This is a genomic window from Novipirellula rosea (genome assembly GCF_039541335.1).
Classification (GTDB): domain Bacteria; phylum Planctomycetota; class Planctomycetia; order Pirellulales; family Pirellulaceae; genus Novipirellula; species Novipirellula rosea.
In genome coordinates, this window is record NZ_BAABGA010000040.1 from 74709 (window position 1) to 91723 (window position 17015).

Sequence of the window (17015 nt, forward strand, 5' to 3'; positions counted from 1 at the left end):
ACCTCTCCCAAACGGCGCAGGAAGAGGTGATGAAACGCTCCGCTGCGATCCGGCCGACAATAGTCGCACGGCTTTCCAAACCGTTAGCGTGCTTTGTGTTTGATTGTTGCGTCGGTGAGCCGTCGCGTTCGATTTGGATGGCACATTCATCGTAGCGCTACCAGCTTGGAAAGCTGGGCGACAATGGTTCCGCTGCGATCTGGCCGACAATAGTCGCACGGCTTTCCAAGCCGTTAGCGTGCGTCGCGTTTGATCGTTGCGTCGGTGAGTCGTCAAGTTCGATTCGGATGGCACATTCGTTGTAGCGCTGCCAGCTTGGAAAGCTGGGCGACAATCGCCGTGCAAGCTCAGGGGCACCAACCCTCCCCGGCCGCTCCCTGCGGCCGACCCTCCCGCAAGGGAGGGTCAATTCTCCTCACTCCTCACTCCATGTCTCTCTTTCCGCCGTCTACAGCGGGGCTCGCGGCATGCCGTGGCCGTAGTCTGCCGGATCAAGTTCGGATGACATCAGGCTTAATTCCTTTAGTCGGCGATACAGCGACTCGCCGCCGAGACCGGGGTCTTGTTCCAGAAGTAACGCAGCGATACCGGCGACATGCGGTGTTGCCATGCTGGTTCCATCGCGAGAGCGATATTGATCCGACGTGATGTCGCTCGAGTACACCTCAACACCGGGGGCCACGAAATCGACCTCCCCATGTTGGCAAAACGTTCGATTCGAAAAATCGGCGACATGACCTGAGGGGCGAATTGCGCCGACCCCCACAATCGACGGAGTGTTAGCTGGTGCGGAGACACGGCGCAGGATCCCGGCTGACCGCCGAGAACGATTTCCCGCGGCCGCGATCACCAATGCATTCTGCTGAATCGCTCGCAGTCCCGCAGCCTCATACGCCGTCGAATAACCCGTGCTGCAACTGTTGACACCACGCTCGATCGACACCGAGATCACACGACAACCTTGGTTAATCGCCCATTCGATGCCCGCGATCACGTTGGCTTCCATGCCGCGGCCATTTCGATCCAACACTTTGGCAACATACAATTCGGCTTTGCGAGCGATCCCGTAGCGAACGGTGGTCGATTCTTGTCCGCACAGCGTCCCCGCACAGTGCGTTCCATGTCCGTGGTCGTCCTCTGCCGAACCTCCGACGTAGCTCACCGATTTAGCAACGCGACCTTCAAATCCGGGATGCTGGAGATTTAATCCGGTGTCGATGACTGCAACACGGATGCCGTTGCCCGACAGCGGACACACGTCGACTCGCGTTTGCTGCAATCCCCAGGTGGACGGACGTTCCTCGGATCGCGACATTTCGCTTCGCCATTGCGTTTGAAGTGGCAATTTGCTTTCCGGCAGCAAGTTGATCTCTCGCTGATCTAGCTCGGGTTCATAAATCAGTTTCTCATCCTGCGTCGGCTGTTCGATGAATTGATCCAATGCGTCGCGGTAACCACGCAAGTAATCTGCGGAATTCGTCGATTGAGACCGACCTGCATGCTGGCAATAATATTCGGGCTCGACCACAAACCCTGCATGTTTTCGTTTGGACTGTCCCCGCGCGGTCGATGCGAGAGCCGCGGACTGAGTCGGGTCGATGTTCAGGACAACAATCCCCAGCGATTGTAGCACCATTGCCTCGGCATCATCGGGCATATGGAAAACGCCACCGTCACGCGAGCTGACGATGCGTCGGACTCCGATGTCGTCCTGTAATTCACGCAACATTGCCTGGGTGGCGGCGGGATTCGCATCGAGAGCCGTTGCCAAAAAACGGCCTGTTTGAGTCGGCTCCTGCTGTTCACTGCGGACAAATAGACTCTGCGGATGACGGCGATCGATGGTTGTAAAATCCCCCGCCTCGCCACCGGATCTTTTCTGGAGTGGAGCTGTTTTCTTGGGTTTCGATTTCGATTTTTGTTTCTTTTTGGCCATCTCGGTTCCCTTCGGTTGTTCAGCAAGCAAGCACTGTCGTCGGCAGCGTGTAGCGAGCGAGCCCGCAAACTCAACCTAATCGGTATGACGCGATGGGGGTTGGTCTCTAGTTCCTTCAGTATCGTTGTTCGACGAAGGATCGCAAGCAATATGCCCGATTTGACGGTAATGCGGGTTGAACCGAGAGGATTACCCGGATAACCCGCATTGTTTTACCCATTCGATTTCACGCGAATCGCCGCGTCGGGAGCGTTTTGATGTTACGTAACGGATTCGTCCGAGCTTTTACGAGCTTGGTCTCAACCGTGTTGTGTTTGTCGATGACCGGTTGTGGCTACATGCAGTACAAGCACCAAAAGCCGCATATCACTGCACGCCCTGCTTCACCGGCGAACCGATGCGAGGCTCCGGGAATTCCGTTCTACCTGCCCAAACCATTGTTGGTGATTTCGAAGAACTTTTACCACGTCGAGGACGCCAAGATTGGTTTGACGGGGTCGGCTCCGATCCCGACCAGTTTCGACAACCAAGCGAACTACGCGAAGCTCGACCTGACTGGCAACTTTAGCCGATCGGGCAGCAGTTCGATGCAAGGTGGTGGTGCGACTGCTGCGGATAACCCAAATGGGGAGCAGTTTGATGGTGTGGCTCACAATCCGACGCTGCACTCGGATGAGATCCCTAGCGGACCGGATTCCAAATCGCTTGTCAAGGATGGCCTGGGGCCGCATATGTTCTTTACCTATGAGATCGTGTTTGTGCCCGATTTGACTCAGAAATACACGCTCGAGATTAACGGTGGCCCGGGGGAGATCCGTGCGGCGATGAACTTGGTCAACGGTTGGCAATTCACCGGGCTGGGGCCTTACTACATGAAGGACAGTTCGACTGCACAAAACATCATGGCCCAGGGGGCTGCGATGAATCTTGGCTTGGGCGGGGCCAGCGATGTGATCAACAGTGTTGCAAATTTGAAGAGTTTGGCGGGCAGCGGAGGTCCAGTCGGAGCGAGCGATGTGGCGGCGTTGGCCGAAGCGATGGATCGTGCTCAAAAAGACGAGGTGTTTGACGTTTCGCAGTTTCCCATGGATCAGTGGGGAACAAAGACCGTCTTTCACGCCGATGGCAGCACCGAGATCGTGAAGGTTCCACCCACGATCGAGAACTATGCTGAAATCTCGGTCTACGAAGCGAGTCTCGAGGGCGGCCGAATGGTGTGGAGCCCAATTGCCGAGAAACAATATGACCGCGAGTTCCTAGGCATTATGCGTAAGCAGGGGACTCCGGCAAATCCGCAAGCCGCGTTTGTGCCCGCCAGCGGCCAAGGTTCAGGGCTGTTTGACAAATCGGGGGCAGCGGATGTGAATGACAAGAACGATCTGGCGCCCGAAGCGAATACGGTTCAGCCCACCTCGCATGTGCATGAGGCTGCAAAGTTGAAACTGCAGCAGCTAATGAGTCAACCTGCTCCGCCGCAGCAGTTCCAAGGCGTTGCGGCGGCGGCCAGTAGTTTTGATTCACCCAACGTACCGGTGGAACCGACTTACGTTGCACCCCACGTCGTGTCTGCCACACCGTATGCCGATCCTGAGTTGACGAAACAACTGTTGGACCGAGCGATGGTGCCGCCACCCCAACCCAAGCAATCATTTTGGCAACGTCTGCATCCCAAGAGTGTTATTTCAAACACCACGGTGAATGGGACAACGGCCCACTAAAGTTGTTGCTGGTTGTACAGCCGATGCGGAATGAAAGCCGTGGTGCGGAAGCGGTAACCCGTGACGTGGTGTAAGATCTTTAGCAAGATCCACTACGGATGGAGAACATTTTCGCGAAGATGTGGCGGGCGATCAGCCTTCGATTTTTGTCAAAGGGCCGAGGGGAACGATGACGTTTTTCTCTTGTTCGGTGATTAAACGGAACAGGTTTTTGAACACCTCGCTGTTCATCGAAAAGTCGTCCAGGCGATAAAATGTGTAGTCACGCAGTTCGTCAGGGATCGATTTTTCTGACTCGGATCCCAACAGCACGACCCGAAACTTTTTATTCGCATTCGGGGTGCGATAGAGGTAATTACGCGTGAGTCTTGCTTCCCACTGAACGCCGCGTCCGACGCCCTCGGCTTCTTGGCCATCAAATCGTTGTTTATAGGTCTCGGTGCAGACACAGAGCACGAATTTGGCTTCGCGAAGATTGTTTTTCATCCAGAGCGTCCAGCCCTCGTCGGGATCGGGATCTTCGCGGTCAATTCGGCAATCGACACCGTGACCGCGAAGCGCGTTCGCCAGTTGGAGAACGCGGTCTGCATGTTCAGGCGAATCGTGGCTGTAGCTGATCAGAACACGGGGTGGCGCCGGATGGCTAGAAGGATCTTGTTTCGGAGGCTGGACAACCGGAACCTTGATCACGTCGGTTTGAATGCTCGTTATCTCTTGACCTTCGTCGCAAAGATCGCATTGGCCTGATGGCGAAAGCGGTTGTTCATGCGTTTGACAGTAGTCGACCGCTCGTCCCGAAAAGTCAGGGTCATCACGCAATGAATCGAAAACAAACGCGATTTCTCGCCTTGGCGAAGCCAGGAAGTGTGTCAGAAAAGCGAGCGTGATATCCCGACCTTGGTTCCGGTACAGCAAAGCATCGATGGCTTCGGCCGTCGAGCGAAGTGACGGACGCTGGTCAGCTAATTGCTCGCATGCCTTGAAGTACATAGGCAACCTCCGTTTCACTGCACTGGCCTTCGATTGAGAATCGATTCTCACGAGGCAGCAATTTTGTGCCGATCAGTCGCGAGACTTCACCGGTTGTGATTTGCCAAAAGAAGTGACCCCGGCTGGCGGCGACATCGCCTGCCCATTGTTTGCGCGCCTTGCGGATGCTCGGATCATCGTAGGCATCGTGATCGATCGCATTACTGATGATCTCGATCTTTGTTTGTTCGTTGGTGATCAAGTTCAGTCGCCGACGCAGGACTTTATCCGAGGACTCCAGTGCCAATACTGCTGGGCGTAGGTCGACTATTTGTAAGCCGTTGATGGAGACGATCGGATCGAGGTCGCCGAGCAATTTTTCTTTTAAATCGCTGTATTTATCACCCGAAGGCAATTTGCTCATGATGAGCGAGGATTTGCCCGTGACGGTGTCGAGTTCAAAGTAGTGGAAACAGCGACGATGCTGAATTCGATAGGCGTTGAACCAGAGATCGCCGTCCTGATAATCCTCGCTTTCCTCGCGTCGTTTCCAGATGCGTTCTTGCGCCCAGCCAACTCGCAATTTTGATTCCTGAAAACTGACGCGGAATATTGCGGGAGCTTGCTCCGGCCATAGCGGACGCTCTCCGTCGAGGAGATGTCCGAGATCGAGTTTCGAAAGCAACGAAACCGCTTTGCGTTTGCTGGATAGTCGGTCGCAGACGGAGTCGGTGACGTCAAAAAAGTGGACTTGATGATTCCCCCAGCCTTCGACTTCCTCGAGCCATTGCTGGATTTGCTCTAGCGAGATCTTGCCGCTGGCAACGCCACTGCGAAGCCGATCATAGGCCTGTACCTTTGTCCCACGCGGTTTTAGCCCCGCATCGGCAAGTAGCTTATCGGCATTTTCGCCTTTCAACGCCAACAGGTATTCGATCGCTCGTTGCGTTGACGTTTGATCAGCTACGAGTGGTCGCTTTGGCGCTGACCGCACGCTCGAAGTAGCAGCGGATCGGCCATTCTCGCTGAGCCGCTTCGCAGAGCGTTGCGGTGTGTCGGATGAGTTTGTGATGGAGACCAAGAAAAAACGCTCCGCAGTGAATGAATGTCATCTTTGATGTCATAAGGATCTAAATCACTCTATGTGAAATTGAGCATCGATGGGAGCAAGAAAGCCATTTTCTCTGTTAATTTTTTATCGTCTCTCCTTTTGCTTGTGCGCCGATGTGAGTGGATGTAACCTGAAGGAGGTCGACAGTGTCCTTGTGTTGACTTTTTACCAAGATCCTAGTCGAGGCAACGGAGACGTGTGTGATGGCGAGTCGAGCTTTTCTATCGGGAATCAACGACTACAAAACGATTGGTGATCTGCGCGGTTGCGTCAATGACACGCTTTCGCTGCGTCGATTGTTAGTCGACGAATTCGGGTTTGACCCCGATCACATCCGAGTGCGAACGGATGCCGAGGTGACAAAGGCTGAGCTGAATAAGGGCTGGAAGTGGTTACTGAAAGGGGCAAAGCCGGGCGACCGACTGGTATTCCACTTTTCGGGGCACGGTTCCTACACCGCTGACACGGATGGCGAAGTGGGCGAGGCGGATTTTAAGGACGAATTGCTCTGTTTGTACGCAATGGATTGGAATGATCCCGACACCTTTATGCTCGACGACGAACTGGGAGCGTGGACCAAGCAAATTCCCGATGGCGTTGACGTCACGTTTGTGCTGGATTGTTGCCACAGCGGAACGGGAACCCGCTTCGTCGCTCCTGAGCTGAGCCGTGCAGCAACGTCCGATTTTTTGACCGCAGGTTTGTTGTCGCTCGATGATGTTGCGGCAGAGCGAGGTCGCGGCGAAGCGAGGGCCGGGATTCGTTCGCTGGAGGATCCGCCAGGCGTGCGACCGACGACTGCGAGACAGATCGATCATCATACTGTGCTGGCACGGTTTGCCCCGCCTCCGATTGAGGTGCAGGTGGCGATCGCGGATGCGACCAAGTCGCGATCGTTCCGCGATGTATTCGAAAAAGCACGCACTCGCGGTGGCGACGATGCGGAAATGAATCACGTGTTGTGGTCAGGATGTCGAGACGATCAAACCAGTGCCGATGCGTTCATCGGTGGCGATTTTCACGGTGCGTTCACCTATTACTTCTGTGATTCGATTCGTCAGACGGGAGCGGACGCAAAGGCATCGGCCGTCATTCGAACATTGCATGACCGGCTACGGGACGAACGGTTTGATCAGGTTCCACAGCTGGAACCTAGTACGACGGCAAGTGTGGTCTTTGGTGGTAAGAAAGTCAGCGATGACGGGGATGGCGAATCGGATCAAGGGAATGCGTCCGAAGCGGCTCAAATCTCCTCGGCCGACTGGAAGCAATTGTTGGCAACCTTGCAACAGATCGCCAACCAATTGGCGGGAACTCAACCTGGGACCGGCCGCGTGGGTGACACCGTTGGTGTTCGTGCCGGCAGTCAAGCGTTGGTCTATGTTCATGGAATTTGTGAACACCCTGCCCATTTCTCCGATGCGTGGTGGGATGCGATGTCTCCGTTTTTGACATCGCAAACCCAGAATACTCTAGGAGCCAACCGGAAAGAGGTGCTATGGAGCAAGCATGTTTCGAAGACCAATCGCGAACTCAGCCGCGAAGTGGATCCGGTCCAACAGCAACAAATGGAGTTGATGTTAGAGGCGATTTTGGAAGAGCGGATGGCACGTGAGGCGGCCGAGCAGATTGCCGAGCGCGCCAAACGAAGTGGTGATCGCGGGATCGATCGCGAAATCGAAGGGCCGGTGCCTCGAGCGGCGTTTGGGATTCCAGGACTCGATTGTGTCGATGATTTTGTTAAATATCTGTCCAGCGATCGAATTCGCCGTCTGGTGATCGACGAATGCACCGATGTCGTTCGTCCGCTGTTGCAGCAAGGAAAGTCAATCGAAATGATCAGCCATAGCTGGGGGACAGTGGTCGCCTACGAGGCGCTGCGGTCGCTCGAACGCGAAGGGTTGCCTGGTCGTGTTCACAATTGGTTTACCGTAGGGGCGGCGTTGGCGATCAAGTTTGTGGCGAAACGTTTACGGCCCGACGATGGCAGGAAACCACAGATGGTCGACCACTGGATCAACCTGAATGCGCGAGGTGACGGTGTTGGCGGCAGCTTGATCGCGACGGGGATGCAAGTCGATCGCGAGTTTCTGCGGCTGGATCCGTTTGGATGTTCCTCGACATTTGGGTTTGTCTCTCCCGCCTGTGCTCATTCGTCCTACTTCAAATCGGGCAATAGTCGCGTGAACCGCGACATTTTTGCCCATTCGATTGAGCAGGTTTAAACTTTGGTCCGCGAGACTCGATCCACCGATTCCGCAGCGGTCACGCGGCCGCTGTTTTGTATTGCCGTCGCGAGGGTGTCGGACGAGGATCGTCAGTGGGTCCAGTGATTGGGGCACGAACTCTACCGCGTGCTGACTCGTGACCCCGACGACCCGCTGTCGTTTGGGCCGGGCATTCCGGTCGTCCGCATTTTGGCGAGGAAATTGAGTGTGGGGTTGGTCATCGATCCGACAAACGATCTCGATGGAGCTCGCTGCGAAGGACTTGCGATCAAGCGAACACTTGTTGCTGGCAGGGAACCAGCGACTGACGTTGCAGGATTTAAGTGCCGTTGCCCCGATTCCTCGTGTGGTGGTCTTTAATGCATGTGAGGCGGGCCCTGTTCGCGGCCAAGCCAAGCTGCCGCAATACGAAAGTTATTCGCTTGCCGAGATGGTGTTGCGTAGCAGTGTCGAAGCGTTTATCGGCCCGTTCTGGGAGGTCGGAGATGATGCGGCGGCCGCTTTCGCCGGTGAGGTCTACACGGGGTTAACCGCCGGTTTGACGCTTCGTGATTCGGTCACGCAAGCACGACAACAGCTTGCCCTTGCAAAACAAAACGACTGGATCAACTACACTTTGTTTGGTGACGGTCGCTTCCGGCTCGCCTAACCGTGCGCTGGTCTGCGGATGCCTGCGTATTCGATGAGCGGCTGGCGCAGGGTTGGCACAAGCCCAATGCCATCGACTTTGGGTAGCGGTACGGCGCGAGCCGTCCGGTTATGGCGTGAGCAAACGTTCGAGATGTACCGGCCGGCCCCGCGCCGCTTTTAAAACCACTCGGTTAGGGCCAGAGTAGACAGCATTGGGCGAACGCCCCCGAACGCGAGGTGGTTTACCCTCGCGTGACATGCAAGTGACCAAATGGATTCAGCTCTTCAGCAGCACGCGGATCGGTCGCGTGCTTGCAAATGGAAGTCGCGTGATTACCAACCCAAACCGTAGCCGCGGTTACCCAATCCACCGATGCCGACGCCACGTCCGATACCGATCGAAATGCCACCAGATCGGTAACCGGGATTGCCGTAGTAAGAGCGGCCGAAGTCGCCGTACCCACCGTAGCCCCGATATCCACTGTAGTTTCGGTATCCGCCGTAGTCTCGATATCCACCGTAGTCTCGATATCCACCGTACCCACCATAGCCGACGCTGACGCGTGGCGATCGGTAATTGGTATAGGCCGAGGTGCCATAGTAGGATCGAACCGGTGCCTGGTATACCGCTCGGCTTCCACAACCGTCACGATGATGGCGATGGCCAAACGCGCTGGCTTGTCCCGACATCACAACCGAGCTGACAAGAACGGCGGCAGACAACATAAGAGTGCGAATCATTGATTCTTCCTTTGCATCCATGGGGGAGTGTTTATTTAACAGAGAGAAATGATCTCGTCGCCGCAGGGTTTGCCAAACGTGCGACAGGATTTCGCAAATGAGAATGCATCTACTGTGCCAAAAGAACACCGCAAACCAGACGTGACAGCTTTTGCGGAGAACGTGAACTCATCTATTCTCGTCAGCGTTGTCTCGGAGGTCGAGCTGATCGCTTGGCCACCACTTGCGCAGGTGCTGAACGCGTAGGACAAAAGCGATGCAAATCGCGATCTGCTTATTGCTCAACGCACGCGAGATCAACTGCACGCCGTAAACAATCGTAGCCGGTCAAAGCCACGTAATTGCAGGCCGTGACCAGTAATGCAAGCATCACAGTTGCTCAACGCTTTTTACCAAGCTCTTCGAGCAAGTCGGTTTGCACTTGTTGTATTTCAAGCAGTCGTTGCCACTGATGGGTCAGCAACAAGTCGAGCTTAGAATGCAGATGGCGGATTTCGAGCTCGGCCTTCAAGTTGACAAGATAGTCGTTCTCGGATCTCAGTCGGTCTTTGCTTTCTTGGCGATTCTGGCTCATCATGATCACGGGCGCCTGGATCGCAGCGAGACACGAGAGGACCAAATTTAGCAGAATAAACGGAAAGGGATCGAACGGTTTGCTAAGCATCGCGATCGAATTGATCATGATCCAAATCGCTAACACGCTGGCAAACAGGATGATGAAAGTCCAACTGCCTCCGAACGAAGCGACGCGATCCGCCAACCGCTGGCCCAAGGTGGATTCGTCATCGACCGTTTCGTTCAAATTCTGAGTCAGAATGTCGTGTTCACGCAAACTCTCGATCACCTCTTTTTCAAGTGCGCTCAGCTCTCCCTTTTCTTCCAATAACACGCCCTGAACATACAGACTGCGGTAGCGGTTCAAGTCATTGTGACAGATGTAGGTGTCGCCGTTCCAATCGGGATGATCCGCGGCAATCAGGGCTGCCATCGCGGGGCGAACCAGTCGGCTGGGCGATACATCCGCAAGTGCGAATTGCTTTTTGCAGACAGAACAAGTGACATGAACATGATTTCGCATGAGACGGATTTCACAAAAAGAAATGAATGGATTCGCCACACGGCCCGCAATCAACAAGTCCGAATGTGGAAATTTGGTCGCCCCTCGATGTCCGCAGGCTGCGGACATTGCCCATTTTTTCCTGCTTCAACAGAGCGTGACTTTTATTGCCACCAATCCACTATTGTAAAACACCGGTGGGCGGAATGTGCTGGCTGTGACGTTAGCGTATCGATTCAAATTGGCCGCACGATCCCGCCTGCGAGAGGTTCGCAATTAAACCTGAATCTAGTTCAGCCGCATCGCAATTGTTACGATTGAGTTAATGAACCCGTTACCGATTCCTCCACTGCCACCGCGACTGAGTTCGTGTCCATTTCCGCCTTATGCGTTTGTCCCGGGGATGCATCCGCATCCTGTTTCCGGAGTCGGAGGGCATCGTTATCGATGTGACGAGGAGGCGGGGTTACAGAATTCTTCAACGTTTCATCGACTGCACTGTTTGGCGATCGATCTACTGAACCATGGCTACTACTGGGAATCGCACGAGGCGTGGGAGACGATCTGGACGGCAGCGGAACCGACGACGACACGAGCCGCGGTCGTAAAAGGCCTGATAAAGCTTGCCGCCGCGGGTGTCAAAGCGCGGCAAGGAAGTTCAATCGGCGTTCGGCGGCACTCCGAGCGTGCTGCAGCGTTGTTTCTGACCTGCCAGCGGGATGTGACGTTTGACAGTCGGGGCGAATTCGGAATCATGGCCGGGCAATTGTCGCAAACCGCTCTGCAATTGGCAGCCAACGCCGAACAGATCATCGATACGAGCGTGTGTCCCGTTCGCCGAGTCTTGCCGTTTGTGATCATTCCAGACTTTGCACTCCCTGTGGCGAAATCATGATCCGAATTCGCATTTGTTTTAGCTGAATAGCAGGACATTGTGCCTGAGTGCTGCTTCGGCGAAGCGAGACCTACGGAATCGGGAGTGCAAAATCGATTTCGACTCAGAAGGGAGCGCCGCCCACTTTCGCAACGAATCAGTGCAGACCGTAGCGGCCCATTTTGTAGTGCAGCGTGCGGACGCTGACGCCGAGTGCCTTGGCGGTTCGCTCGCGATGCAGGTCACACGCTTGCAACGCCAAGTGAATCGTCTCACGCTCGCAGCCTTCGACTGCCTCGGCCAACGAGCGAGGCAACGTCCGCTGCGTGCCTTCTTTTCGCGTCAATTCGGCCGGAAGTTCTTCGCTATGAATCACATGGCCGGTGTGGGTGACAACGATACGTTCCATCACGTTGCGAAGTTGTCGGACGTTGCCAGGCCAATGAGCCGCGACCATCGTATGCATCGCCTCGGGGGAGAGCCGTTTCGCCGGTCGGCCGTGTCGTTTGCAAAAGTGTTCTAGGAAATGTTCGACCAGTAGCGGAATATCTTCACGACGGCCACGCAGTGGAGGCACTTCGATCGGAATGACATTCAAGCGATAAAACAAGTCTTCGCGGAAGGATCCTTCGGCAATTAGATCTTGGACGGTGCGATTGGTGGCCGAGACAACGCGTGCATCCGCTTGCAGCACCTCTTCGCCGCCGACGCGGGTGAACCGTTTGGATTCGAGTACCCGCAGCAGATCGACTTGGCTCTTGGCGGACATCTCCGTCACTTCGTCCAAGAACAGCGTCCCGCCCGCAGCCTGTTCGAAGCAGCCCGGTTTTTGTCGCGAAGCACCGCTGAAGGCCCCTTTTTCGTGGCCAAACAGTTCGCTTTCCAACAGTGTTTCGGGCATCGCTCCGAGGTTGACTGCAACAAATGGCCCATTGCTGCGATCGCTGAGGTCGTGCAGTGCATGGGCCACCAATTCTTTACCGGTGCCGCTTTCGCCTTGGATCATCACCGTGGCTTCGGTCGCGGCCACTTGGCGAATGTGCTGGAAAACGCCTTGCATCGCTGCACACCCGCCGATGATGTTCGAGATTTCGCCTGCGCTGGCGAGTTGCGTTCGCAGTTTCTGGTTCTCCATCCGGAGCTGGTGGTACTCGCGTGCCTTGCGGACTTGTTGGCGTACCAGATTCAAGTCGAGCGGTTTCAAGATGAAATCAAAGGCACCCGCATGCATGGCTTCGACCGCCATTTCGACGGTGCCATGCGCGGTGATCATGATGACCGCGGTCTGTGGCCGCGAGAAACGAATCTTTTTAAGAAGTTCAATGCCAGTGATACCGCAGTTCAGCCGCACATCGGCGATGACAAGTTGGTAATTGGATTGTTCAAATTTCGCCAAGGCCTCGTCGGCGTTCTCGGCCGTGTCGACCACGTCGGCTTCGGCTGCCAACCCGCGGGCAAGTCCGGAACGAATGTTGGGCTCGTCGTCAACGATTAGTAAAGTGAATGCATCCGAGTTCATGGGGTTCCTTCCATTGGCAACATGACCGAAAACTCGGTTCCGGTCGGGCCTGTGCAAAAGTCGATACTGCCGGCGTGTTGGCGAATGATTTTGTCACATAACGCTAACCCCATCCCGGTTCCTTCGTTGCGGGTGGTGAAGTAGGGATCAAAAATCTGCGATTGAATCTCAGGCGGGATACCATTTCCGGTATCGGTGACATCAATACGGAGGAAATCGTGTTTCTTGCTCAAACGAAATCGCAAGGTGCCTCCCTGTGGCATCGCCGCGAGGGCATTGAGGGCTAGGTTCAGCAGCACTTGTTCGAGGCGAACGGAATCGGCTTCGATCGCGCCAAGTGATTCCGAAGGCAGATCGACCTTGACCGTGACGTTTTGTTTTTTGGTTTGCGGATGCAGGAAACGAACGAGCTTTTCAATCAAGGTGGCGACATCGACCCAGGAACGACCGAGTTCGTTGACCGATGCATAATTGCGGAAACTGTCCAGCACGTTGGTAATGCGAGCCACCTCGGTGTGAAGCACATTTAGCAATTCTTGGGTCTCGCCATCGTGAGTGTCGTCGGCCAGTCGCTCGCACAACAGTTGGATGTGTAACGAAAGGGCGCTAAGCGGGTTCTTGATCTCATGTTGCAATCCTGCGGCGAGCGAACCAAGTCCCATGTAACGTTCCATTCTTCGCAACCGCTGCTCCATTAACACACGCTCGGTGACATCGCGAATATGAATGACCGTTCCAATAGCTTCGTCTCGCTGATTTTTGAGTCGGGTACATCCCGCACGTAACGTTTGTTCGTGGCCATTTCGGTTGATCGTATAGTCGCGATCACGGATCGCGGTTTGACGCAAATTGACTTCGCTGCAAATCGATTCGAGAAGCGAATGCTCGGGACCCGCCTCTGACGGCGTCATCCCCACTCCTTCGTTTTCGCCCAACCCCAGCAGTTCACGGCCGCGCGGATTCAAACTTGTCATCGTGCCGTTTTGATCCGTCGTAATGATTCCGCCATCCATGCTGGCGCGGATATCGGTCGCTAGCACTTGAGCATCTCGCAACGATTGTTCGCTGGACAAGTAGCCGCGAACGACGAGGGCAAAGGCAATTGCTGTGCCAATGATGTTCAGCACCAACAGAAACGAGAGCTTGCTTCGCAGTCGCAGGTCGCCTGATAGTTCTTCGGCAACCGCCATATCGCTCTCGGGCAGATGCTGGATGATGCGTGCTACGATTTCCTGTTCACGCGCGACATCAAACAGAATCCAAGTGGTGAGTGTCAACGCGATCAGACTGAAGACCGCTAAACTGGCCGCAAAACGCCGCACACCGCGTCCGTCGGGTACGGCAAACATCGTCGGGTTCGTCTGATTCTGAGGCATGCTGTGGCGATTCAATGGATAGGAAAATGAAGCAATCTTCGTCATGACCGTAGGCGGCTCGATCCGTGATCACGCCTTGACGAAGTCTTTCAAAATTGCGGAAATTTCGCAATGAGCCTGCTAAAAACCTAGCGGTTCCGGTTCTAAGGCGACCGCGATGTGCAATGAATTGCAGTTGTAATGCACGCGATTGCAGTCCCGCCGTGACGCTGCTGTGATGCCAGCAACCTGTGTTATAGTGTGTCAGTTAATGTAGCCGACCCGCTTGTCTTTGCATCTCATTCGCGTTTGGATCATCGTTGGTTTGTGCGATCAGATCGATGGCTAGCTGGCAAGAGGGGGGGCGTGGATGCCGACTAACACAGCGAATTACCGTTTTTATGACCCAACTCCAATCCACCCCATCGATTCGTGAATCCGGTCGCAACGCGGCTGGTAGTCTGATTGAAATCGGGGTGGTTGTCGCGGGACCGCTGGACGCGGTGGATTCTCAGGCGGCGAAGTTGGCAGTCGAACAGACCGACGCGCGTCTTTCGGAGTTGTTTCCGTCGTTTCGTTTCAATTTTTTCGAAATCAAACGTCCCGAGTTGGCCGGGACCAGCATGAGTGTGAGTGGGCGTGTCGAGCCCAGTTTGTTGCTTCAACAAGCGGTGGAAGAACGAGATTCTCGGCACTGGGATTTTGCATTCGTGTTGACTGCTGCCGAACTTGTCGGCAACTACTCGCCTTACTGCTTTGCTGCCCTGAGCCGACCCTTGGACACCGCGATTATCTCGATGTCACTGATCGATCCTCAGGCGTTAGGTGTCGAGGCGAATCCCGAGGAAAGGATCGAGCGGATTGCCCGGCGATTGAGCCGGTTGATGCTGCACAGTATCGGCCATTTGACCGGGCTGGCCAAAAGCGATCACCCGAATGATCTGTTGTATCATCCGCCTAACGCGCAAGCACTTGACTTGATGGCGGGGATCGACAAAGAGAGTCTCGCGCGTCAACGCGCGGCTCTCGCCGAAATCGCGGATCAACGACTCGAAGAAGGCGCTGGACGCCGTTTAGCGTATCCCACGTTTGCCCTTCGGGCTGCATGGATCAATCGTAAAGAGATTTATCAAGCGGTCTGGGCCGCTCGCCCGTGGCAGTTTCCCCAGCGGCTAAGTCGCTTGACCATCGCCGCGTTTTCGACGCTCGCGGTTCTGTTGATGACCGCCGAAGCTTGGGATTTGGCGCTTGCTCAAGACGCCGGCAACGTGTTTGTGTTGTTGGCGATCACCATGTTATCGACCACCGTCTATGTGGTGCTCCGCCAACAATTGTTGGTGCGGCGTGGAACACGGCGGAGCGAACAGTCGATCGTCACCTCGGCCGCAGCGTTCGGAATCGTCTTTGTGGGGATGGCGACGACGTGGATGGCGTTGTTTGTCGTGGGAGTGATCTTGACGCATTTTTTGTTTCCCAATGCGTTGATTGCCACGTGGGCAGCATCGACGATTGACAACGCACGCCAATTGAACTCGATCGATCGCCCTCACATGGCCGTTTTCGCCGCGTCGTTGAGCTTGCTGATCGGAGCTCTGGGGGCCAGTTTCGAGTCGCAACACTATTTTCGACACATTATCTTCGTCGACGAAGAGATCTAAGGGAGGCCGCACGGCATCGCGGTGGGCACGACGACGATTGTCTCAACCCTCGGATCCCTCGGTTCTTTCGGCTTGATGCCATGGGGGGACAAGATGGCATGCGTTTTGCCGGATAGGTTCCTGTTGACGCGGGCAACTACAACGGCATGTCCCTCGTCCCTTCGCGTCATCGTCCCTTCGCGTCATCGTCCTCTCCTGCCATCACTTTGGATGGCGATCGTCTTGAAGGGCCAGTGTCTCGGATGGCCATTGTCTTGGCGAGTTCGCATGACGCATCTCGAACGTGTCCATGCTCAATCCGATCCAGTCTCAAACAGATCCACAAAAAATGAATTCACGAAAAGCAATTATCACGGGTGGCAGCACCGGAATTGGGCGTTCCACGGCGATCTGTTTGGCACGAGCGGGCTATGATGTCGCGATCACTTACGTGACCGGTGATGACGAAGCGAAGCAAACCGCCGCCGAAATTGAATCGCTCGGACGCCGCTGTATTGTCAAACAACTCGATCTATCGGACCCCGAATCGGCCAACCCTTGTGTGGACGAAATGGCGGACGAATTGGGTGGATTGGATGTGATGGTAAGTAACGCGGGGATGATGGTTCGGCAAAAGATGCCGAATCTCGATCTGGAAACGGCTTACAAGATTTTCAATGTCAACGCCTTCGGCGCCATGATGGCGATCCAACGCAGCATCAAACACCTGTTGCCGGGCGGATTGGAAGGACCGCCGCGTGAAACGCCTGGACGGATCATTGTGGTCACCAGTGTGCATGAAGTGATCGCGAATCCCAGTGACACGCTATACACGATGACCAAACATGCTCTGGGCGGAATGGTCAAGTGTTTGGCGTTGGACCTGTCGCCGCTAAATGTCACGGTCAACTCGGTGGCACCGGGTGAGATTGCAACACCGATGAACGATATGGGCCCCGAGGACATTGCGAGTTCCAAACGGCCCGCGATCCCGGTTCGCCGGCCCGGTTATCCGGATGAAGTCGGTGCGGTGATTGAGTTCTTGGCAAGTGAGAAAAGCGGGTTTGTAACCGGAGCACGCTGGACGGTTGATGGAGGGTTCGAAGCGGCCGCACCGATGGCGGCTTCAGGATATCGCGAAGCGTATCTGAAAAACTCGTAGACTCTGCACGTGAATCTGAAAACGCCGACGCACTGGCCGTTCATCAGCCAGGTCAACCGATCAGCGATCAATGATGAG

General features: G+C 55.2%; 13 protein-coding genes. 6 read left to right on the forward strand and 7 right to left on the reverse strand.

The window, feature by feature from the left end:
- Nucleotides 1-448 precede the first annotated feature (448 nt).
- The gene (locus ABD971_RS16875; protein WP_345323959.1) at nt 449-1936 is read right to left on the reverse strand and encodes a S8 family serine peptidase; all 1488 of its coding nucleotides are present in this window, start codon (nt 1934-1936) and stop codon (nt 449-451) included.
- A 257-nt stretch (nt 1937-2193) separates the two neighbouring features.
- On the opposite strand from ABD971_RS16875, the gene ABD971_RS16880 reads away from it, so the two are divergent.
- Nucleotides 2194-3654, forward strand: coding sequence for a hypothetical protein (locus tag ABD971_RS16880; RefSeq protein WP_345323961.1), 1461 nt, complete (start codon nt 2194-2196; stop codon nt 3652-3654).
- A 132-nt stretch (nt 3655-3786) separates the two neighbouring features.
- Here the strand turns inward: ABD971_RS16880 and ABD971_RS16885 are convergent, their stop codons facing one another.
- Both ABD971_RS16885 and ABD971_RS16890 read right to left on the reverse strand, forming a co-directional pair.
- On the reverse strand, nt 3787-4644 hold the full coding sequence (locus ABD971_RS16885) for a toll/interleukin-1 receptor domain-containing protein (RefSeq protein ID WP_345323963.1): 858 nt from the start codon (nt 4642-4644) through the stop codon (nt 3787-3789).
- Nucleotides 4613-5548: a hypothetical protein gene (locus ABD971_RS16890; protein WP_345323965.1), complete on the reverse strand. Its 936-nt coding sequence runs from the start codon at nt 5546-5548 to the stop codon at nt 4613-4615. Before ABD971_RS16890 ends, ABD971_RS16885 begins: the two co-directional genes overlap by 32 nt.
- A 389-nt stretch (nt 5549-5937) precedes the next feature.
- Here ABD971_RS16890 and ABD971_RS16895 point away from each other — a divergent pair, with 389 nt between their 5' ends.
- Nucleotides 5938-7959: a caspase family protein gene (locus ABD971_RS16895; protein ID WP_345323967.1), complete on the forward strand. Its 2022-nt coding sequence runs from the start codon at nt 5938-5940 to the stop codon at nt 7957-7959.
- 208 nt (nt 7960-8167) lie between these two features.
- Entirely contained in the window at nt 8168-8611 is a 444-nt protein-coding gene (locus ABD971_RS16900; RefSeq protein ID WP_345323969.1) for a CHAT domain-containing protein, read from the forward strand.
- A gap of 314 nt (nt 8612-8925) precedes the next feature.
- On the opposite strand, the gene ABD971_RS16905 is transcribed toward ABD971_RS16900, so the two are convergent.
- Complete coding sequence (locus tag ABD971_RS16905; RefSeq protein ID WP_339946723.1) at nt 8926-9333, reverse strand: hypothetical protein; 408 nt, start codon at nt 9331-9333, stop codon at nt 8926-8928.
- A 379-nt stretch (nt 9334-9712) separates the two neighbouring features.
- Complete coding sequence (locus ABD971_RS16910) at nt 9713-10411, reverse strand: DUF1003 domain-containing protein (protein WP_339946722.1); 699 nt, start codon at nt 10409-10411, stop codon at nt 9713-9715.
- A gap of 304 nt (nt 10412-10715) precedes the next feature.
- Between ABD971_RS16910 and ABD971_RS16915 the strand changes: the two genes are divergently transcribed.
- Nucleotides 10716-11285, forward strand: a complete 570-nt coding sequence (locus ABD971_RS16915) for a DUF309 domain-containing protein (protein WP_345323972.1) — start codon at nt 10716-10718, stop codon at nt 11283-11285.
- Nucleotides 11286-11421: 136 nt separating this feature from the next.
- Here ABD971_RS16915 and ABD971_RS16920 read toward each other — a convergent pair whose 3' ends face one another.
- Nucleotides 11422-12783 (reverse strand): sigma-54-dependent transcriptional regulator, encoded by a 1362-nt coding sequence (locus ABD971_RS16920; RefSeq protein ID WP_345323974.1) that lies wholly within the window; start codon nt 12781-12783, stop codon nt 11422-11424.
- On the reverse strand, nt 12780-14204 hold the full coding sequence (locus tag ABD971_RS16925; RefSeq protein WP_345323976.1) for a two-component system sensor histidine kinase NtrB: 1425 nt from the start codon (nt 14202-14204) through the stop codon (nt 12780-12782). Before ABD971_RS16925 ends, ABD971_RS16920 begins: the two co-directional genes overlap by 4 nt.
- Before the next feature lie 335 nt (nt 14205-14539).
- Here ABD971_RS16925 and ABD971_RS16930 point away from each other — a divergent pair, with 335 nt between their 5' ends.
- Together ABD971_RS16930 and ABD971_RS16935 are read left to right on the forward strand one after the other, a co-directional pair.
- Nucleotides 14540-15796 (forward strand): hypothetical protein, encoded by a 1257-nt coding sequence (locus tag ABD971_RS16930; protein WP_345323978.1) that lies wholly within the window; start codon nt 14540-14542, stop codon nt 15794-15796.
- 328 nt (nt 15797-16124) lie between these two features.
- Nucleotides 16125-16937, forward strand: a complete 813-nt coding sequence (locus ABD971_RS16935) for an SDR family oxidoreductase (protein ID WP_339946717.1) — start codon at nt 16125-16127, stop codon at nt 16935-16937.
- Nucleotides 16938-17015: the final 78 nt, after the last annotated feature.